The sequence below is a fragment of the Marinobacter sp. genome (assembly GCF_033722735.1).
GTDB lineage: Bacteria > Pseudomonadota > Gammaproteobacteria > Pseudomonadales > Oleiphilaceae > Marinobacter.
Genome location: NZ_JAWVYN010000008.1, coordinates 1 through 20,872, shown reverse-complemented (window position 1 = coordinate 20,872; position 20,872 = coordinate 1). Strand labels below are relative to the sequence as shown.

The 20,872-nt window shown below is 65.4% G+C and carries 13 protein-coding genes; 3 read left to right on the top strand and 10 right to left on the bottom strand.

Going from position 1 to position 20,872, the window contains the following annotated elements:
* Nucleotides 1-64: 64 nt before the first annotated feature.
* From R3175_RS07765 to thpD, 5 genes are all read right to left on the bottom strand, one after another.
* Nucleotides 65-691: a DUF4340 domain-containing protein gene (locus R3175_RS07765; RefSeq protein WP_318943465.1), complete on the bottom strand. Its 627-nt coding sequence runs from the start codon at nt 689-691 to the stop codon at nt 65-67.
* Complete coding sequence (locus R3175_RS07760; RefSeq protein ID WP_318943463.1) at nt 691-3,585, bottom strand: Gldg family protein; 2,895 nt, start codon at nt 3,583-3,585, stop codon at nt 691-693. Before R3175_RS07760 ends, R3175_RS07765 begins: the two co-directional genes overlap by 1 nt.
* Nucleotides 3,578-4,495 (bottom strand): ABC transporter ATP-binding protein, encoded by a 918-nt coding sequence (locus R3175_RS07755; protein WP_318943461.1) that lies wholly within the window; start codon nt 4,493-4,495, stop codon nt 3,578-3,580. Before R3175_RS07755 ends, R3175_RS07760 begins: the two co-directional genes overlap by 8 nt.
* Nucleotides 4,496-4,875: 380 nt before the next feature.
* Nucleotides 4,876-5,811 carry a zinc metalloprotease HtpX gene (locus R3175_RS07750; protein WP_318943459.1) on the bottom strand — a complete coding sequence of 312 codons (936 nt, stop codon included), beginning with the start codon at nt 5,809-5,811 and terminating at the stop codon, nt 4,876-4,878.
* Nucleotides 5,812-5,820: 9 nt separating this feature from the next.
* Nucleotides 5,821-6,756 carry an ectoine hydroxylase gene (thpD, locus tag R3175_RS07745; RefSeq protein WP_318943691.1) on the bottom strand — a complete coding sequence of 312 codons (936 nt, stop codon included), beginning with the start codon at nt 6,754-6,756 and terminating at the stop codon, nt 5,821-5,823.
* 275 nt (nt 6,757-7,031) lie between these two features.
* On the opposite strand from thpD, the gene R3175_RS07740 reads away from it, so the two are divergent.
* Nucleotides 7,032-7,778, top strand: a complete 747-nt coding sequence (locus R3175_RS07740; RefSeq protein ID WP_318943457.1) for a transporter substrate-binding domain-containing protein — start codon at nt 7,032-7,034, stop codon at nt 7,776-7,778.
* A 94-nt stretch (nt 7,779-7,872) separates the two neighbouring features.
* Here R3175_RS07740 and R3175_RS07735 read toward each other — a convergent pair whose 3' ends face one another.
* From R3175_RS07735 to R3175_RS07715, 5 genes are all read right to left on the bottom strand, one after another.
* Nucleotides 7,873-10,290, bottom strand: a complete 2,418-nt coding sequence (locus tag R3175_RS07735) for a GNAT family N-acetyltransferase (protein WP_318943455.1) — start codon at nt 10,288-10,290, stop codon at nt 7,873-7,875.
* The gene (locus tag R3175_RS07730; RefSeq protein WP_318943454.1) at nt 10,287-11,498 is read right to left on the bottom strand and encodes an MFS transporter; all 1,212 of its coding nucleotides are present in this window, start codon (nt 11,496-11,498) and stop codon (nt 10,287-10,289) included. The genes R3175_RS07735 and R3175_RS07730 overlap by 4 nt, the downstream gene beginning before the upstream one ends.
* Before the next feature lies 1 nt (nt 11,499).
* Nucleotides 11,500-12,819, bottom strand: coding sequence for a lysine N(6)-hydroxylase/L-ornithine N(5)-oxygenase family protein (locus tag R3175_RS07725; protein WP_318943453.1), 1,320 nt, complete (start codon nt 12,817-12,819; stop codon nt 11,500-11,502).
* On the bottom strand, nt 12,812-14,401 hold the full coding sequence (locus R3175_RS07720; RefSeq protein WP_318943451.1) for an aspartate aminotransferase family protein: 1,590 nt from the start codon (nt 14,399-14,401) through the stop codon (nt 12,812-12,814). The genes R3175_RS07725 and R3175_RS07720 overlap by 8 nt, the downstream gene beginning before the upstream one ends.
* 321 nt (nt 14,402-14,722) lie before the next feature.
* Nucleotides 14,723-16,543: an acyl-CoA dehydrogenase C-terminal domain-containing protein gene (locus tag R3175_RS07715; RefSeq protein ID WP_318943450.1), complete on the bottom strand. Its 1,821-nt coding sequence runs from the start codon at nt 16,541-16,543 to the stop codon at nt 14,723-14,725.
* Nucleotides 16,544-16,992: 449 nt separating this feature from the next.
* Between R3175_RS07715 and R3175_RS07710 the strand changes: the two genes are divergently transcribed.
* Nucleotides 16,993-18,105, top strand: coding sequence for an efflux RND transporter periplasmic adaptor subunit (locus R3175_RS07710; RefSeq protein ID WP_318943449.1), 1,113 nt, complete (start codon nt 16,993-16,995; stop codon nt 18,103-18,105).
* A partial coding sequence (locus R3175_RS07705; protein WP_318943448.1) for an efflux RND transporter permease subunit occupies nt 18,102-20,872 on the top strand: 2,771 nt, incomplete at its 3' end. The genes R3175_RS07710 and R3175_RS07705, both read left to right, overlap by 4 nt.

Sequence of the window (20,872 nt, the reverse complement as noted above, 5' to 3'; positions counted from 1 at the left end):
TTCGAAGGCTGGAAGGTGGCAGGCCCGGACCGTCCAGTCCGGGCCATGGGAGTTGCTGGTTCTGCTACTCGCCGGTGGGCGGAGTGTCGTCCCTTGACGGGTCAGCGTAATCGGACCCGGACTCAGCCTCCGCGCCGTTTTCCTCGTCCAGGTCCTTTGCCGGAGCTTTCCAGTGATTCTCATCCACCGGCAAGTCATACACCGGCAACGCCACCCGGTAGATGGCCGCTTCTCCCACCAGCCGGACGTGACTTTCGCCCATGGCCGGCGAGGTACCCACCAGCAGCGTGACCACATCGCCATTGGCCTTATCCAGGGTCAGCCGGCGACGAAAGGCGTCTTCGGCCACCTTGAACCGCTCTTGCGCTTGGTCGGAGCGGGCAACCGGAAAGTCCGGGCTGAGTGTCGAGATGCGATCGATGAGCTGTGTGACCTTGGCGTTGTCGGCCCGGGTTGCCTCAACGTCGTCGCCAGAGAGCAGCCAGTCTTCGCCGGTCCCTGTCAGGGTCAGTGTCCCTTCCTCCGGATCCGCCAGGGTGATGGCGGTCACCCCCTCCAGCTCCGCCACCAGCGGGCCGGTTGTACCCCCGTCGGTATCGGCGGCCGAGCTCCAGACAATACCGGTTAGCGCCAACTGAACCATCAGGACAGCAGACAGCAGCTTGATGGGCTGTTTCATCAGCTTTTTCATCACGATACCTCCGCAAGGATCTTCTGGTAGCGACGACGGTCACTGGCCCTGACCCGCTTTCGCCAGAGGGCGATCATCGCCAGACCGGCCAGAGTCAGGCCGTAATTGGCGTACTCCCAGGCCAGCTGCTGCTGTCGGGTCAGCGGTGCCAGGGTGCGCGCATAGCGGGACTGCCCGCGCAGGGCCAGCAGGGCGGGGTCTTCCAGCGACCAGTCCACGGCATTCTGGATAAAGGTCAGCGGCGCGCTGTAAACCGTGCCCAGGCTCTGGGAGACCAGGTCCAGCATGGTATCGGAGGCGAACGAACCGCTGCCGACCACCAGCAGCTTGGCCGATTCGGGGGATCTGCGGATCACCGACGTTGCCACCGTGGTGTCGGCGGCGGTCCGAGTCGCGGGCGCTTCGCCACCTTGGGCAGCCCCATCAGCGGAGTCTGCGTCCTCGCCGGCCTGGGGTGCGTCCAGCAGGGGCGAGTCCTGGTCGGCAAACCAGGAGTCGAACCGGCCGGACAGGGCGACGGCTACCAGCTCCGCCTGCCGCTCGCTCGGTGAGGCGAACCCACTTTCGGGGAAGCGTTGGAAATCCGGCAGGATGTCCCCATGGTCCTGGGTCCAGCTACCGTCGGAGGTGGTCAGCAGGCGGGTCACCTCCAGCTCGCGGGTCTCTTCACGGTCCACCGTCAGCGGCGATGGCCAGCTGACAATCAGCTCCGGCAGGCCCGCGGTCACCGGGTGTGCCCGGTTCAGTTGCTCCCCGCGCAAGTCCGCGAAGAACGGGTAGGGCATCATCTGGATCTCACGGAAGGTCAGGCCGCCCACGTTGCGGGTTCGGGGCACGGGCAGGGCGGCATTGCGCGGATCCAGCACCAGCGATTCGCTGAGGCCGACCCCGTGGTGGGCCAGCCAGTCGGCAAGCCCGGTCTTCTGGGTGCGGGCCGAGAGCCCCTGTCCGAGGGTGACCGCGTAGGGCGAGGCGGCAATCGCCACCCGACCGCCACGCATCAGGAACTGGTCGATGGCAAACAGGGCCTTCTCGGAAAGGTCGCTGGGGCGCATCACCAACAGCAGATCGGTCCCGGCGGGCACCTGGCCCTCCGCCAGATTGGCCTCGACCACGCGCAGGTTCTCCTCCAGCGTGGAACGCAACGACCGGTAATCGCCCCCGCGGAAACGGGTGCCGGGTGGGGTTGCCAAGGCCACGGTTTTCAGTGCGCCGGGCACCAGCTGTTTCAGGCCGTCATCCATGGCCGCTTGCAGGCTGCTTTCGTCCAGCGTCGCCGGCAGTGGAATCTGCACCCGGTTGTCGCCACTTGCCAGTACCAGGTGGAACCAGAAGGGCTGTGGATCCAGCAGACTGGCCACCAGGGGACTGAAGCCGTACTCCTCCACCAACCGATCGGCCAATTGGCCGTTTGCCGCGTCCGGGTTCTCGATGGTGGCCGAGAACTGCTTGCCCCCTCGCGCTTCCAGCGTCGCGATGACCGACTCCAGGTGGCCCCGAAAGGCCTTCAGGTCGCCCGGCAGTTGGCTCGCCGGTGACACCCAGGCCTTGAGGGTAACCGGCTCCTCCACCATCGCGAAGGTATCGCCGCCGGATCGGTAGTGGCGGGCGAGACGGTCGATGGCTCGGGTAATCTCGTACTCCGGGTTGTTCAGGGCCACGGCGAGGTCGCTCTCCTGACTGGCCTTGACCTCGATCAGGTCGCGAAAGCCCAGGCGTTCGTGGTCATCGCCGTAGGCGATGACCACATCGAAATAGGAGTTGACGATGGCCGACTCATACCGGCTTGCCGTCTGGAAGGGGACCGGTTGCACGCCAAAGCGACGGGCGGCGTTTTCCTCGGCTTCCCGGTTTTTGGTGGGGTCGACAAACTCCACGCGGACATTGGCCCCGCCCCGGACGGCATACTCCTCCAGCAGACTTTGCAGGCGAGGAACCAGCGGCGCCAGCAGCGGGTGGGTCTTCTCGGAGAAGTAGCCGGTGATTCGCAGCGGTTCGTTCAGTCGGGCCAACTGCTGTTCCGTTACCTCCGACAAGGTGTACAGGCGATTGTCGGTCAGGTCCAGGCGCACCGCATCCAGCGGATGCAGCCACAGATTGGCGGCCAGCAGGTTGACCACCAGCAGGACGGTGATGCCCTTCCACCGTCGGTGGGCCGAGGAGGCCGGATTGCCGGTCCAGCGAAGCTTTTCCAGGGTATACACGTTGACGGCCAGGAAGACCGCCGTCAGCGACAGGTAATAGTAAATATCCCGCAAATCCAGCACACCCCGGGTGATGGCGTCAAACCGGCTGCCGGTACCGAGCAGCTGCAGGAAATGCCCCAGCTGGTAACCGGCCAGGCTGGTGAGCAGGGGGGAGCCGATCAGGTAGAGCAGGCCGCAGATCACCGCCGTGACCATCAGGGCGACAATGGGGTTGTCGGTGCGGCTGCTGGTGAACAGGCCGATGGCAATGTAGGCGGAGCCGAGGACCAGGGTGGCCACATAGCCCCCGATCACCGGCCCGGCATCGAGCGGCCCAAGCAGTGCAACGGTGATCGGCAGCGGCAGGGTCAGCAGCAGCGCCACGCAGAGCAGCCCGAATGCCGCCAGGAATTTGCCGAACACCAGTTGCCACAGGGACACCGGGGCGGTGAGCAGGTTCTCCAGGGTGCCGGCCCGTCGCTCCTCCGACCAGCTGCGCATGGTGAGCGCGGCAATCAGGAAAATCAGCAACAACGGCAGCCAGTCAAACAGGGGCTGCAGGTCGGCGACATTGCGGGCGAAAAAGGCCTCGCCCCAGAACACGACAAACAGGCAGGCGGCCGCAAACAGACCCAGGAACAGGTAGGCGGCCGGTGATGCGAAGTAGGCCCGGAATTCCTTGCGGGCAACGTTCAACCAATCAGTCATGAACCACCTCCCCGTTCACTTCGGCGAACACCCGTTCCAGGTCGCGACGTTCCGGTGCCAGCGCATAGACCGGGATATTGGCTGCAACCAGCTCGTCGGTGATCCTGGGCAACCGGGTTTCTTCGGCGTGGAAGTGGTATTCGAACCGCTGGTCGCCGGTGGAGGGGGCGGCTTGCACCGACTCCGGCAGAATGATCGATTCGAGCACGGGGCGGGCATCGGCGCCGGTCACCAGGCGGATGCGATCGGTTTCCCGCAGTTCGTCCAGGTGTTTGTCCACCACCAGTTGCCCGGAGCGCATGATCATCACCCGCTCGCAGACGGCCTGAACCTCCTGCAGGATATGGGTGGAGACAATGACGGTGGCGGTTGTCGCCAGTTCCCGGATCAGCGAGCGCATCTGGTGAATCTGGCTGGGGTCCAGGCCGTTGGTGGGCTCATCCAGAATCACGATGTTCGGGTCATGCAGGATGGCCTGGGCCACCCCCACCCGTTGCCGGTAACCCCGGGACAGGGTCTGGATGGGGCTGGTTGCCTTATCCGTGAGGTCGGTGCGCCGGATCGCCCTGGCAATGGCGCGGTGGCGATCAGCCGTGGGGATGTGGTGCAAGGCGGCCTGGTAGTTGAGGAAGTCGATGACCGTCATTTCCGGCCAGACCGGACAGTTTTCGGGCAGGTAGCCGATCCTTGACTGGATTGCCGACGGGTCCTGGCCGATGTCCAGGCCGTCCACGGTTATCCGTCCCTCGGTGGGCTCGAGGTAGCCGGTGAGCATCTTCATGATGGTGGTCTTGCCGGCCCCGTTGTGCCCGAGCAGCCCCACAACCTCACCCGGGGCCACGGAAAACGAGACCTTGTCCACCGCAGTGAAATCGCCGTACCGGCGAGTCAGGTTCTCCACTTGGATCATTGGAATACTCCGCTTTTGCAGCACGAGCCACAACAATCCGGATCTTGACGACAGCCGGCAGGCAGCCAAAGCGCCGCTGTCTTGTTTGTGGTGGCTCTTCAGCAAATCGTTCTATCACTTGTTCATACCGATCAGGCGATTAAGAAACCGCCGAATTTTCTGATAGGGTCACTTGGCGAAGTTTCAAGCCACGAAGGAGATGACCGTGTGTTAAGGATGGCGAGGCGGCACCCTGTCCTGTGCCGTCTGGCGTGCGCGGCCGTCCAATGGGCTCTCAAGGCGAACGGGCCTGGGCAGTAGTGTAAGCTTGGCCCTACGGCCAGTTAACCGGCTCGCGATGCCTACGAGGACAGCCAGACGATGGCGGACGAGGGGCGGCGTTACCGCCAGTGACCGCCGCCGGGGAACCAGCGTGGCGGCGGCGGTCCCGGACGCCGAAGCCACTGACCGGACAGATCGGACCGGTAGGCCTGTTCCTGGCTGAGGGCCTGCAGCCTGCGGACCCGATCCTCCGTGGCGGGATGGGTGCGCAGCCAGGACGGCTGGGGATTGCCCCAGCCTGGCAGCAACCAGGACCGCCAGGAGCGGGTGGTGTGCTCGATCTTCACCAGCGCCGAGGCCAGGCCCCGGGGGTCCCCGGTCAGCCGTACCGCGTCCAGGTCGGCGTCGAATTCCCGCACCCGTGACAGCGCCAGTTGCGCCAGCAGGGCCAGATGGGGCGACAGGATCAGCAGCGCCAGGCCAAGCACCGGCAGATCCACCAGCCCGGCCAACCACCAGGGCAACAGCAACACCAGCAGGATCTGGCCCAGCAGGGCGGCCATGCTGGTGAGGCGGCTGAGCACGTCTGCCATGCCCATCACCCGCAGATCGTCATGGGCAATGTGGGCCAATTCATGGCCCAGCACCGCCGCCACCTCCCGCCCGGACAGCGAGCGCAGCAGGCCGTCGGTCAGCGCAATGGCGGCGTTGTCGCGATGGCCGACGGCAAAGGCGTTAACCGCGGTGCTGGGTACGTAATAGAGCGCCGGCGTGGCCTCGAGCCCGGCCCGTCGGGCCAGTTGGCGCACCAGCTGAATCAGTGCCGGATCGTCGCCGTAGCCGATGGGGCGGGCCCGGTACAGCGACAGCGTCAGTCGCGAGGCGGCGGTCGGTTGTACCAGCAGCGCCAGGATGCAGGTCAGCACCGCCACGAGTGCACCGTTCACCCCCAGCAACAACCAGCCCGCCAGCATGGTGATCCCCATCAGGGTGCTTATCAGCACCAGCGTCTGTAGCCGGTTGCGCCATCGATGCCGGCGCCAGCTGTCCATCATGTCATGGCCCTAGCTCACCTTGGATAAGGTGTCGTCGTGAATGGGCACCAGTGCCTCACACTGGCTCCGGTTACCGAGGAACTCCGGCCGCGGCCGGTTGCCGCAGAACGGCTGAACCAACGGGTTCTCCACACTGTTATAGACAAAAAACAGGTTGCTGCGTGCCCAGGGCGACATGTTGGCGTTGGAGCCATGGAGCGTGTTGCACTCGAAGATGATCAGCGAGCCGGGGCCGCCGGTGGGGGCCTGGATGCCATGACGGTTGATCATCTGTTGCAGTTGCTGATCGCTGGGCACCCCCAGTTGCTGCTTCTTCAGCGACGAATGGTAATGGTCCTCGGGAGTCCGACCCACGCAGGGGATGAAGGTGCGGTGGGAACCGGGCACCAGCATCAGCGGCCCGTTGAAGGGGGTATTGTCGGTCAGGGTGATGGAGAAACTGACCGCGCGCATCCGCGGCATGCCGTCCTCGGCGTGCCAGGTCTCGAAATCCGAATGCCAGTCGAAGCCCTTGCCGTGGAAGCCGGGCTTGTAGTTGATGCGGGACTGGTGAATGTAGGCGTCGCTGCCCAATAGCTGGTGCACCATGTCCAGCAGCCGCGGGTCGCGGGTGAGCCGGTCAAAGCGGGTTGAGAGCTCGTGGATGCCAAAAATGGAGCGGATTTCCTGCTTGCCGGGCTCGCAGATGGTGCCCTCGGCGGACAGCACGCTGTCGTCGCTCTCGTAGCCGCGCAGGTCGTCGCGGAAGCGCCGGACGGTGGCTTCGTCAAGAAAGTTGGGAATCACCAGGAAGCCGTCCCGGTCATAGCGGGCCAGCTCGGTTTCGCTCAAAGGCCCCGGGGTGTGGATCCCCTGTGGGCTGTGGATCACCGGGTCCAGCCGCTCGAAGCTGGATTGCGGGCGTTCAAGGCGGGTGGGGTAAAAGTCGTCAGAACGAATGTCCATCATCGAACCTCCTGCTTTTGCTCACCAAGTGTTTGTATTCAACTCTCCTGAATGGGAATGGCGATGGGATAGTGGGGCTGGCGGTCGGAATTTCAACCTACCCGGTCGGATCGGGCTCATCGACCGCCGATTGCCGGCCAACCGCAGCCGCTACAAATTGTTACAGCTGTCCACAAAAGTGTTGCACGCGTCTGCAGTACACTCCGGTGTGTCCGGTATTCCGAATACAAACAACACAGTACACAAGAATAAGCAGACTATACCCGGAGGTCCCCATGCGTTTGATTGCAGTGATGCTGCTTACCGTGTCGGCGCTCGGCCTGAGCGCCGTCGGCCACGCCAGCGACAAGCTGTACCTGTACACCGAGAACTACCCCCCCTACAACATGAGCGCTACGGGCCGGGCTTTCGAGCACAAGGCCGAACAGATCGATGGCCTTTGCACCGAGCTGGTGGAGGCGATCCTGGCCAATACCGATCTGGACTTCTCGATCAAGCTGCGAAACTGGGAATACGGCTACCAACGGGCCCTCAACAAACCCAACCACGGGATTTTCTGTACCGCGCTCAATGACGAACGGGCGGAGCTGTTCAAGTGGGTGGGGCCACTGACCACCATCGCATGGACGGTGTTTGGTCCGGCCAACAGCGATCTACAGATCCGCAGCCTGGAAGACGCTCGCGGCCACACCTTCGGGGGCTATCGTAACGACGTGATGAGCGTTTTCCTCAAGGAGAGGGGGTTCGAGGTGTCGGAGCTGGACAGCAATGACCTCAACCCGAAACGCCTCGCGCTGGGCCAGATCGATCTGTGGCTGGTGGACCGTCTCACGGGTTATTACCTGGCGGCCGCGCAAGACATCGACGACCTTCAGGAGCTTTATGCATTCAACGAGACCGAATTGTACCTGGCGTTGAATCCGGAGACGCCGGATGCGATGGTGGCGACGTTGCAGCAGGCACTGGAGCGGGTGCACCGTTCCGGGATGTTTGAGGCGATCGAGACCAAGTGGGGCCTGTAATCGCTGAGCGCAGGGGCACCAAAACGGGGAAGCCGGTGGCTTCCCCGTTTTGGTTTGCGACAGGGGGTAGCGGACCCGCGCGCAGGGGCCCCGGTCAGCCGGCGCTGACCGGGGCGGCTGCGGTGCTGTCGGCGAAGGCGGCGATGGGGTTGCAGAGGGTGCCGACAAACTGCAGGGCGCCGGCGGGATCGGCCAGGTCGATCATCTGCTGGTTGTTGGCCAGCTGCAGCCGGTTCAGGCACGAGCGGGTGAATTCCGGGGCGAACAGGTCGTGGCGCCGGAACTTGTCCGCCAGCTCCGGGTGGGCGCCCTGGTACTCGTGCACACACTCCGCCACCAGGCGCCAGAATTCCGTCTCCGGAAAATCCCCCTGGTCGTCGAGGATGGCGGCCATGAAGCGGAAGATGCAGTCGAACAGGTCGGTGAAGATCGACAGCACCTTGAGATGCTCCGGTACCTCCACCTGCAGCCGGCGCACATTCTCTGACAGCTCCACCTCGGTGTTCATGATCGCCGCCTCCTCGGCGATGTCCTTCATGATGGCCCGCACCGGCGCGCCGTTCTCCATCACCAGGATCAGGTTCTCGCCGTGGGGCATGAACACCAGGTCGTGGGCGTAGAAGCAGTGCAGCAGCGGGCTCAGGTAGCACCTGAGGTAGCGCACGAGCCAGGACTTGGTACTGAGACCGGACCTGGCTACCAGCGCCGGCAGCAGGGCGTTGCCTTCGTTATCCACATGCAGCAGGGCGGCCATGGTCATCAGCTGCTGGTTGTCACCCAGGGTGGGCAGCGGGCTCTCCCGCCACAGCGCCGACAGCATCTTGCGGTAGGGGCTGTGCTTGTCCACCGAGTGCTCGAAATAGCGGTTGGTGTAGCCGATGCCCGCCACTTCCCGCAGGATGCTGAAGCCGGTGCTGGCCAGGTAGGGGTCCTGTTTGACCAGGTTATGCAGGAAGTCGTTGATCGCCGGGGTGGTGCTCATGTAGTAGGGCGACAGGCCGCGCATGAAGCCCATGTTGAGGATCGACAGGGCGGTCTTGACGTAGTGCTTGTGGGGCTGGTCCAGATTGAAGAAGGTGCGGATCGACTGCTGGGCCTGGTAACGATCGTCGCCGTAGCCCAGGCAGACCAGCTGGCGGTTGGCCAGGTCCGGGGCGAAGATGTGGGCCAGCTTGTTGGTCCACTGCCAGGGGTGGACCGGGATGAACAGGTAGTCCGCCGGGTCCAGGTCCAGCTCCCGGAGCCGGGCGTCGAACGCCGCCAGCTGGCCGGCCCCCAGCTGCTCGGCGATCAGGTCGCGGTGGCTGAGGCCATCGCTGACCGCAAAGCGGGTATGGTCCCGGTGGCCGGCCAGCCAGATCAGCCGGATCGGGGCACCGGCCTCGGGGGTGAAACGGCGGTAATCGTCGGCGCCGAAGCCGATGCGGCCGTTGTTGGCAACAAAGCAGGGGTGCCCCTCGGACATGGCCGCCTCGATCTGCTGGAAGCCGGCGTCCACCAGTTCGGCAACGGTCTGGCCCGGGCGGTGGTGCTTGTAGGCGCTGCCGTACAGGGTGCTGCTGATCTCCTCCAGGTAGGTGGGCAGCATGGCGTCGCCGATGCCCAGGGTCTGGCGGAATTCAATGATGAAATCCACCGCATCCACCGGCGCCGGCTGGCCGTCCACCTGCTTGCTGATGGAAGCGGGGTCGATCTGCCAGTGGTCCAGCGCCAGCTTGCGGGCCTGGAAGTGGTACTCGATGTTACGTTCGTCGGCAAACACCCGGTAGCGGTCCCAGCCGTCGTCGGTGGTCAGGCACTCGGGTTTGAGCAGCAGTTCATGGGCAAACTCGCTCAGCGCCTTGCGTACCAGCAGGGCATTGACGTGCTGCCACAGGGCCGGGTGGAGGTGGTCGGTGGCCTGCTCGGGCCGGAATTCGGGGGCGTGACTCATGACTTGGCTCTCGGCTTGGTGTTGGTGTCGGGCTTGCTCGAACTGCTCACGGGTACAGAACGCCAGGTGGGCGGTCTTGTCCGGCAGTTCGATGACCTTGTCGTAGACAAAGCCGGCGAAGCGGTTGAGGGTGTGGATACGGTCGTTGCGGGTGTCCGGTTCCACCACCACCCGGCGGGCGTTCAGGCCCTCGAACAGGAAGGCCATGATCACCGTAAACACCCCCCGGGTGAAACCGGCGATCCGCCGTTCCGACGGCGCCACCAGGATGTGCATGCCCAGGTCGCCGGGCTGCACCGGGTAGTGCTCGGCCAGCGGCGAGTGCTCGGGGTGGTAGGTCTCCATCAAAAACGCCGGACGGCCCTGGTGGTAGCCGATGAAGGCGTCGCCCTCGCCGGTGGCCCGCAGGCGGGTGTAGAACCGGCTCAGGTCGTCCTGGCTCATGTCCTGCATGCCCCAGAAGCGGGCGTGGTCGGCACTCAGCCAGGTGTGGATCTGGGGCAGGTCGTCGGGCAGCGCCAGCGGGCGCAGGGTAAAGTCCCCCAGCGTCGGGTGCTGGTGTCGATAGGTCGTGGTCATGACGGGCTCCTCACGGGGTCGGGGGTGTTGGCATGGGGCTGCAACAGCGGCCGTACCAGCGCCAGGTAGGCGCCGGCGGTCAGCAGCAGCCCGCCGGCGCCGGCCAGGAACGGGCTGGCCAGGTCGAAACGGGCCACCAGGGAGCCGGCGACCAGGGAGGCCACCAGCACCCCGAACTGTTGGCTGAAGTTGATCTTGCTGAAGTCGGCGGCGTAGCGGGCCGGTGTGCTGAGGGCGAACAGCAGCTGGTCGAGACGCACCGTGGCCTGGAACAGGCCCCAACCGAACAGGCAACGACCCAACAGCACGTAGAGCGGCTGGTCGGTGCCCTGGATCAGCAGGCCGACCGCGGCCAGCACCATCGCCAACACGATGCCGGCGCCGGCGGTCGCGGTAGCGTTGCGCCGGGCATTGAGCCACAGCGCCAGCACCGCGATGGCGGCGGGAATGGCGAACACCAGGCCGGAGACCACCTCGTCCTGCAGCGCCGACACCGCCTCCCAGTGCCGCACGAAGAAGGGCCGGATCAGGTAGGCGCTGAAATAGAAGGCGAACATCACCAGGCCCAAGGGCAGCAGGAAGCGGCCAGCCGCACCCGAGGTGGGCTCCGCCGAGGACGGGGTCGCCGCTGGGGCCGGTTCGGAGTCCTCGCTAACCGGGTGGCGCAACAGGAACAGGCAGGTGGCGGTCTGCAGGAAATCGCTCACCGCCATCACCAGGAACACCTGGCGTGGCTCGAACCACTGCAGCACCGCGCCGCCCAGCACCGCGCCGACGATGCCGCCGAGGTGGACCACCACCGACAGCAGGCCGATGGTGTTGCCATGGCTGTCCCGGCGTTCCTCCGCCATGATCATCGGGTAGATCAGCAGGTAGCTGGCCTTGAACACCAGCATGGTCAGCGACACCAGCCAGAACAGCACCAGGGTGTCGGTCCAGTAGCACAGGATGCTGAGCAGGCCGGCGGCGATCTGGGTATAGACCAGCAGTCGCAGCACGCCGGTGCGTTGCACCAGCCGGGCCCACATCGGCAGCGCCAGGATCACCGCAAAGCAGCAGGCGCTGAGGTAGAGGCCAATGTGGTTGGCGTCGGTGACGCCAAACACGGTGGCAAAGAAGTGGGGATAGAACGGCAGCAGCATGGAATCGGCGACCACCGCAGAGATGGTCATGCCGATCAGCCAGAACTTCAGGCTTCGATGGGTCATGTCAGCACGGCTCCGCTTGCGGTTCGGCGCTGGCCTCGGGCACGCCGAAGTCCTGGAAGGCGATGGTGCGCTCGATGGGATAGGGCTCGCGACCGGTCAGCTCCCGCAGGATCCAGGCGTTGCGGTAGCAGGCCATGCCCAGGTCCGGGGTGACGAAACCGTGGGTGTGCAGCTCGGCGTTCTGCACGAAGATCTCGCCGCCGTTGCCGTCGATGCTGTAGTTGCGTTTGACGTCGAAACGGCCCTGGTTGTCCCACCGGATCCGCTCGCGGATGCCGTCCAGGAACGCCGGCGGCTGGTACTGGTAGCCGGTGGCCAGTACCAGGCCATGGCAGCGGTGGCTGAACGAGCGGTGCTGTTCGCTGTGGTGGAAGGCCAGTTGGAAGCCGCCGTTAGCGGCATCCTGATGGGCATCGGTGAGCCGGCAGTTGGTCATCAGGCGAGCGTCGAAGTCGGCCTGCAGGCGCTTGACGTAGAGCAGGTCGTGAATGTCGTTGATCAGATCGGTATTGATGCCCTTGTACAGGTGCTTCTGCTGGCTCACCAGCCGGTCCCGGGTTGCCGCCGGCAGCTCGTGGAAGTAGTCCACATACTCCGGCGAGGTCATCTCCAGGGTCAGCTTGGAATACTCCAGCGGGAAGAAGCGGGGCGAACGGGTGATCCAGTTCAGGCTGTAGCCGAACCGGTCGATGTCCTGCAGCAGGTCGTGGAAGATCTCCGCCGCGCTCTGGCCGCTGCCCAGCACGGTGATGGACGGCTGCGCCTGCAGCTCGGCCTTGCGTCTCAGGTACTCGGAGGAATGCAGCACCGAACCGTCCAGACCCTCGCAGCAGGCCGGCAGGTACGGTCGGGGACCGGTACCCAGCACCAGCTTGCGGGTGTGGAAGGTGCGGGGCTCGTCGGTGTCCGTGCAGCGGGCGGTGAGCTGGTAGCAACCGCGCGCCTCAAGGTATTCGATCCGCTCCACCCGGGTTTTGAACCGCACATTGCCGAGGCGGTTGGCGGCCCACTGGCAGTACTGGTTGTATTCCCGCCGCTGCAGGAAGAAGTTCTCGCGGATGTAGAACGAGTAGATCCGGCCCTGCTCCTTGATGTAGTTCAGGAAACTGTACCGGCTGGTGGGGTCCGCCAGGGTCACCAGGTCCGACAGGAACGGCGTCTGCAGGTGGGTGCCCTCGAGCATCATGCCCGGGTGCCAGTCAAAGCCGGGGTTTTCGTCCAGCACCAGGCCGTCGAGGTCGTCCAGCGGTTCGGCCAGGCAGGCCAGGCCCAGGTTGAACGGGCCCAGGCCAATGGCGATGAAATCGTAGCAATCAGTCACAGCTCAGTTCCTCCGCACGGGTCTGGACAGAACGGGTCGATGGGGCCCGGGCGGCCAGGTAGTCGGCACCATGGCGTTTGATCAGCCGCAGCACGGCCTGCAGGTCCTGGATCCGGGTCTGCGGGTTGAGCAGGGTGAACTTCAGGTACTGGCGGTCATCGACCTTGGTGGCGGCGATCATCGCCTCGCCCGAGGCCATGATGGTCTGGCGGATATGGCGGTTGGCGGCGTCCAGCTGTGCGTCGCTGAGCCCCGTGTCCGGACGGAAGCGGAACACCAGGGTGCTGAGCTGGGGCTGGTGGATCACCTCGATGGCGTCGTCCGACAGCAACAGCAGGTAGGCCTTGCGGGCCAGGTGGATCACCGTGTCGAAGGCCTCGCCGAGCCCCTCGGCGCCCAGGGTGCGCAGGGTCAGCCACAGTTTCAGGGCGTCGAAGCGGCGGGTGGTCTGCAGGCTCTTGTCCACCAGGTTGGGGGTGCCCTGCTCGCGGGCGCTCAACGGATTGAGGTACTCGGCATGCCAGGTGACGCAGGCCAGCGAGCGCTTGTCCCGGGCTAGCAGGGCGCTGCAGGCCACCGGCTGGAGGAACGACTTGTGGTAGTCCACGGTCACCGAGTCGGCCCGCTCGATGCCCCGCAGCAGGTGGCGGTGGCGGGTGGAGGTGAGCAGGCCGCAGCCGTAAGCGGCGTCGGCGTGCAGCCACAGCCCCTGGGCCTCACACAGGTCGGCGATGGCCGGCAGCGGGTCGATGCTGCCGAAGTCGGTGGTGCCGGCGGTGGCCACCACCGCCATGGCAATCCGGCCCTGGTCGCGGCAGTGTTGCAGCGCCTGTTCGAGGGCGTTCACATCCATGCGGAAGTAGCGGTCGCAGGGCACCGGTACCACCGCGTCGTAGCCCAGGCCGAGCAGGGCGGCGGCCTTCTGCACGCTGAAGTGGCTGACCTCGGAGCAGAAGATGCGCAGCTTGTGGGCCTCGGGATGCAGCCCCCGTTCCCGGGTGCAGTGTTGCCACAGCCGCTGGCAGACGTTGTCCCGGGCCAGCAGCATGGCCATCAGGTTGGACTGGGTGCCGCCGCTGGTGAACACGCCGTCGGCGTCCGGGCCCAGGCCGATGCGCCCGGCGGTCCAGTCGATCAGGCTCTGTTCGATCAGGGTGGCGCCGGCGCTCTGGTCCCAGGTGTCCACCGAGGTGTTGATCGAGGCTTGAATCACCTCGGCGGCGATGGCGGGAATGGCCACCGGGCAGTTGAGGTGGGCCACGTAGCGGGGGTGATGGAAATAGACCGCGTCCTGCAGGTAGAGGGCTTCCAGCTCGGTCAACGCCTGGTCCAGGTCCTGGCACGGTTGCTCCAGATCGAGACCGGCAAACCGGTCGCTGAGCTCGCCGGGGCTGACGCCGGTGAACGGCCCTTCGACCGAGGCCAGGCGCTGTTCCACACGGTCGATGGCCTGGCTGAGGCTCTCCCGGTACTGGGTCAGGTTACGGTCATTGAACAGGGCCCGGGAAAGATCCGGGTGAGACGTTGCCGTGGCGGGGGCAAAGGAACACGCGGCAGTCAGGTTGGCTGCTTCGTCGCTCATGGTCACTTCCTCTGGATTAATGATCGCTCGGCTCCCGATCGGAGTGAGCGGCACGATGATGGTTCGTCAGCTATCGTTGCTTGGCTGGCACCGGGTGTTGCGGGAACGGGAGCAAGACCTGTTGTTCAATCCCTGAAGCGGGGGCGCAGCCCGGGCACCACTTGTTAAATAATGCTAAAACTAATGAGAACAATTATCGTTATTATTTGATTTATGTCAACGTGCGAACCAATCAAAGGGGCCGGAAGGTGGGGGAGGTCGGGACAAAAAAAAAGCCCGAAACCATTCGGTTGCGGGCTTTTTCGGCGTTGAGCGGCCGGGTCAGTCAGTAAAGGCCATGTGCTCGGGGTCGATTTGCATCAGGCTCCGGGTGGGGCTGAGCATGCTGGTGGCGTGGGTCTGGGCGCGCGGCAGCAGACGCTCGTAGTAGAACTCGGCGGTGGCCAGCTTGGTCTGGTAGAACTCGGTGGCGTCCTCACCACCATTGTCCAGCTTGTTCACTGCGACAACCGCCTGGCGGGCCCACATGTAGGCCATGGTGACGTAACCACTGTACATCAGGAAGTCGTGGGCGGCGGCGCTCACCACATCCCGGTCCTTGCGGGCGGCCAGCATCACGCGCACGGTCAGCACGTTCCACTGGGCGGTCAGCTTGAGCAGTTCCACGGCGAACGGCCGGGTGCGCTTGTCCGCCAGGTGCTTGCGGGCGAAGTTGGCGATTTTCAAGGTGAAATCACGCACCGCGCCGCCCTGGGTCATCAGCAGCACCTTGCGGCCCAGCAAGTCGAGGGCCTGGATGCCGGTGGTGCCTTCGTACAGGGTGGCAATCTTGGTGTCGCGGATGATTTGTTCCATGCCGTGTTCGCGAATGTAGCCGTGGCCCCCGAACACCTGAACCCCGTGGTTGGCGGCCTCGAAGCCCAGCTCGGTGAGGAAGCCCTTGAGGATTGGGGTCAAGAAGCCCAGCTTGTCGTCGTAGGCTTCGGCTTTTTTCTCGTCCCCCTTCTCGTGACCTTCCACCATGTGGTCCGCCAGCCGCGCGGCGTAATACAGCATGGCACGGCCGCCCTCGGCGATGGCCTTCTGGGTCAGCAGCATCCGGCGCACGTCGGCGTGGTGGATCAGCGCGTCGGCGACCTGCTCCGGTTCCTTCTTGCCGGACAGGGCGCGCATGGAACGGCGCTCCCTGGCGTAGTCCAGGGCCCACTGGTAGGACAGTTCGGCGGCGCCGACGCCCTGGATGGAGGTGCCGATACGGGCGGTGTTCATGAAGGTGAACATGCACTCCAGGCCCTGGTTCTCCGGGCCGATCATCACGCCGGTGGCGTCGTCGAAGTTCATCACGCAGGTGGCGGAGGCCTTGATGCCCATCTTCTTCTCGAGGCTGCCACAGGTGACGCCGTTGCGCTCACCGACGCCGCCGTTACCGTCCGGCAGGAACTTGGGCACGATGAACAGGGAGATCCCGCGGGTGCCCTTGGGGGCATCCGGCAGGCGCGCCAGTACGATGTGGACGATGTTCTCGGTCAGGTCGTGGTCACCGGAGGAGATGAAGATCTTGGTGCCGGTGATCTTGTAGGTGCCGTCCGCCTGGGGCTCGGCCTTGGTCTTCACCTGGCCCAGGTCGGTGCCGCACTGGGGCTCGGTCAGACACATGGTGCCGCCCCAGCGGCCCTCGGTCAGCGGCACCAGGTAGGTCTGCTTCTGCTCGTCGTCGCCGTGCAGGAAGATGGTGTTCATGGCGCCCATGGACAGGCCCGGGTACATGCCGAAGGACCAGTTGGCGGTGCCCATCATTTCCTGCTTGAACAGGCCGAGGGAAGCCGGCAGGCCCTGGCCGCCGAACTCTTCCGGCGCCGACAGCCCCTGCCAGCCGCCCATCACGTACTGGTCGTAGGCTTCCTTGAAGCCTTTCGGGGTGGTGACCTCGCCGTTTTCCAGCTTGCAGCCTTCCTCGTCGCCGCTCTGGTTCAGCGGGCTCAGTACCTCTTCACAGAACTTGCCGCACTCGGAGAGGATGGCGTCGACGATGTCCGGGGTGGCATTCTCGCCACTGGCCAGCGATTCGTAGTGCTTCGGGTAGTTGAACACTTCGTTGAGCAGGAACTTCATGTCGCGCAGGGGCGCCTTGTAGACCGGCATAGTAATCACTCCGTCGTGCTAATCAGGGGAGAAATGGCGTTGCCGCCATCCATTGGCCGATGTTTTACGGCATTCAAACGGGCGTTCCATTGACAAAAACCGCTGGCGGGTATGTCAAAAAGTCCAATTGGCTGAAATGACGCTGGGGGGCCCGGCGGATTCGTGCCCTGTCCAGACCTCTCGTTGAAGGTCCAGGATGCCCCGGCTCGGTGCCGGTGATACTGTAAAAGTTATGCAAATACAGGGGATACCGGCGGAGAAAGTTGGCAGGATGGCCGGGTGGGCATTGAACTTTCCGATCCGGCACGGGTCTGCGTGTTGGTGCCCGGAGCCTGAGGCTGTCTGCGGGTGCCTGTCATATCGGGCCAACCTGGTGGCGCCTAACCGTGTGGCGACGGTCCCGTCGTACCAACCCTGGGGGAAAACGTGACAAGGACAGAGACCGATTCATGGTAAGACACTGGTTGATTGGCGTGGCGATTCTGGCCGTGGCCGTGGTGGCCGCCGCCGGCTATCAGTGGTTGGGGGCGCGAACCGCCGAGGGCCCCGAACGGACGCGGACGCCTAGTGTGGTCAATACCGTGGCGCCGGCTCAACAGACGGTGCGGGATGCCCTGGCGGCGGTCGGCACCCTGCAATCCCGGGAGGCCGTGGCCCTGACCGCCGAGGTTAGCGGCCGGGTGGTGGCGCTCAACCTGGAACCCGGCGGCACCGTGCGCCAGGGCCAGTTGCTGGTGCGGCTGGATGACCGCCAGGCCCGGGCGGACCTGCAGGTGGCTGAGGCCCGGTTGGCCGATGCCCAGCGCCAATACGACCGGGCCCGTCGCCTGGTCAGCAACCGTTCCATTGCCCAGTCCCGGCTCGACGAACTGAGCACCGCCCGGGATGTGGCCCTGGCCCAGCGCCTTGCCGCCCAGACCCGGCTCGACAACCACCGCATCGAGGCGCCGTTTGCCGGGACCGTCGGCCTGACCGATGTCACCGTCGGCAGCTACCTGAGCGAAGGGGACACCATCACCACCCTCGACGCCACCGACCGCATGGAGCTCAACTTCTCGGTGCCGGAGCGGTTCATCGGCCAACTCCACCTGGGCCAGGAAGTCACCGGCCAGACCCCGGCTTACCCCGGCGAATCCTTCCGCGGCACCCTGGTGGAGCTGGGCTCCCGGGTCAGTGAACTGAGCCGCACCCTGCCGGTGCGCGCCCTTGTGGATAACCCGGATCGCCGGTTGCGGCCGGGCCAGTTCATGTCGGTGCGGCTGACCCTGCAGGAGCGTCAGGCGCTGGTAATTCCCGAGCAGGCCATCCTGATCCGCGGCGCCAACAGTTTTGTCTTTGTCGCCGAGGACGGGGTGGCCCGCCGGGTGCCGGTCCAGCTGGGCAGCCGCCAGCCGGGTCGGGTGGAAATCCGCTCCGGTGTGACCCCGGACGATGCGGTGATCGTCACCGGCCAGGACCGGCTCAGCAGCGGCGATCCGGTGCAGGTGGTGGCCGATGACAGCGCGGTGCCGGACAATCACCTGGCCCGGCGGCCCGCGGCAGAGGCGGGGGGGCAGCCATGATTCTGTCCGACCTCGCCATCAAGCGCCCGGTGTTCGCCACGGTCATCAGCCTGTTGATCATCGTGTTCGGCCTTGCCGCCCTGCTGGGACTGCCGGTGCGGGAATACCCGGACATCGACCCACCGGTGGTGTCGATCTCCACCGATTACACCGGCGCGGCGGCGGAGGTGGTGGACACCCAGATCACCCAGGTCATCGAGGGGGCCATCAGCGGCATCGAAGGCATCCGCGCCATCGAATCCAGTACCGAACAGGGCGAATCCCGCACCTCCATCGAATTCAACACCAGCCGGGATGTGGACATCGCCGCCAACGACGTCCGCGATGCGGTGTCGCGGGTGGCCAACCAGCTGCCGGAGGAGGCCGACGCCCCGGTGGTGCGCAAGGCCAACTCCGACGCCCGGCCGATGATGTGGATCACCCTGCGCAGCGACGTCTGGGACAGCGCCGAGCTCAGCGATTACGCCGAGCGGGTATTGGCAGACCGGTTGTCGGTGCTCGACGGGGTGGCGGACGTACGCATCGGCGGCGAACGTCGCTACGCCATCCGGGTCTGGCTCGACCGGGAGCGGCTGGCGGCCCGCGACATCACCGTGGCCGAGGTGGAACAGGCGCTGCGGGCCAACAACGTGGAGTTTCCCGCCGGCTCGGTGGAATCCGCCACCCGCGACTTCACTGTGCGCGCCCAGGGCCGGCTGTCGTCAGTGGCGGAGTTCCGCAACCTGGTGATCCGCCGGGACGGCAACGACCTGCTGCGCCTGGGGGAGGTGGCCGACGTGCAAATGGGGGTGGAATCCGACGTCAGCCGGCTGCGGGCCAACGGCCAGACCGCCATCGGCATGGGCATCATCCGCCAGTCCAAGGCCAACACGGTGGCGGTGTCGGACCGGGTGCAGGCGGAGCTGGACAGGATCCGCGAGACCCTGCCGCCGGAAGTGACCATTGCCGAGAGCTACGACGAATCCATCTTCATCCGCGCCTCCATCCGGGAGGTGATGATCACCCTGGCCATCGCGGTGTCGTTGGTGATCCTGGTGATCTTCGTGTTTCTGCGCTCCTGGCGGGCCACGCTGATTCCGGCGGTGACCATTCCGGTGGCGGTGATCGGTGCCTTCATCGGCTTGGGGGCCCTGGGCTTCTCGATCAACGTGCTGACCCTGCTGGCGGTGATCCTGGCCATTGGCCTGGTGGTGGATGACGCCATCGTGATGCTGGAGAACATCCAGCGTCGCATCGACGACGGCGAGCCGCCGCTGCTGGCGGCCTATCGCGGCGCCCGCCAGGTGGCGTTTGCGGTCATTGCCACCACCCTGGTGCTGGTGGCGGTGTTCGTGCCGATCTCGTTCATGGGGGGTAACGTGGGCCGGCTGTTCGCCGAGTTCGGCTTTACCCTGGCCGCCGCGGTGGTGGTGTCCAGCCTGGTGGCGCTGACCCTGACGCCAATGCTGTGTTCCAAGTGGCTCAAACACAGCCCGGAAACCGCCGAGGGCCACCGCCTGTGGATGGCCAGCGAACGGGTTCTGGGCGGCCTCAATCGGGGCTACGAACGGCTGCTGCGGTTCTCCCTGCGCCAGCCGGGCGTCCTGCTGGGCCTGGGCCTGGCGGGGCTGGTGCTGGCGGCGCTGGTGTTCCCCAAGCTGCCCCAGGAACTGGCGCCCACCGAGGACCGCGGGGTGATCATCCTGCCGGCCAGCGCGCCGCGGGGGGCCACCGTGGAATACACCGACCACCACGTGAAGAAGATCGAGCAGCAGCTGCTGCCCTACCTGGAGGACGGCACCGCCAACCGGCTGCTGGCGATCGTCGGCTTCCGCAACGAACAGGACAACGCCTTCCTGATCCTGGGGCTGAACCCCTGGGACGAGCGGGACACTCAGCAGCAGGCGATCACCACCGAACTGTGGCCCAAGCTGGCGACGGTACCCGGGGTGCGGGCGGCGGCCATCAATCCGCCGGGGCTGGGTCAGCGCGGTTTCAGCCAGCCCATCGAGGTGGTCATCGGCGGTCCCGATTACCGGACGGTGCAGGCCTGGAGCGAGGAGATTCTCGCGCAGGCAAAAGAGAATCCCAATCTGCTTAACCTGGACACCGACTTCGAGCTCACCCGGCCGGAACTGAAGGTGACCATCGACCGGGAACGGGCGGCGGACCTGGACATCACCATCGAAGACGTGGGCCGGACCCTGCAGACCCTGCTGGCCTCACGGGCGGTGACCACCTACCTGGACCGGGGCCGGGAGTATGACGTCATCGTGCAGGCGGACGACGCCGACCGGGCCACCCCGGAGGACCTGGGCCGGGTGTTCCTGCGGGCCCGCAGTGGCGGCGAGCTGATCCCGCTGCAGGCGCTGGTGACGGTGGACGAAATCGGCGCCAACCCGGACCTGCGCCGCATCGACCGGCTGCCGGCGGTGATCATCAGTGGCTCGCTGGCCGACGGCTACGACCTGGGCAGCGCCCTGGACTACCTCAATGGCCTGGCGGTGGATCACCTGCCGCCGGAGGCGCGGGTCAGCTACCAGGGCCTGAGCCGGGAGTTCGAGGAATCCTCGGCGGCGGTATACATCACCTTCGGCCTGGCCTTTGTGATCGTGTTCCTGGTGCTGGCGGCCCAGTTCGAGAGCTGGATCCACCCGCTGATCATCATGCTGTCGGTGCCCCTGGCGGTGACCGGCGCGTTGGTGGCGCTGCTGTGGTCGGGGATCAGCCTCAACATCTACAGCCAGATCGGCATCATCATGCTGCTGGGGCTGATGGCCAAGAACGG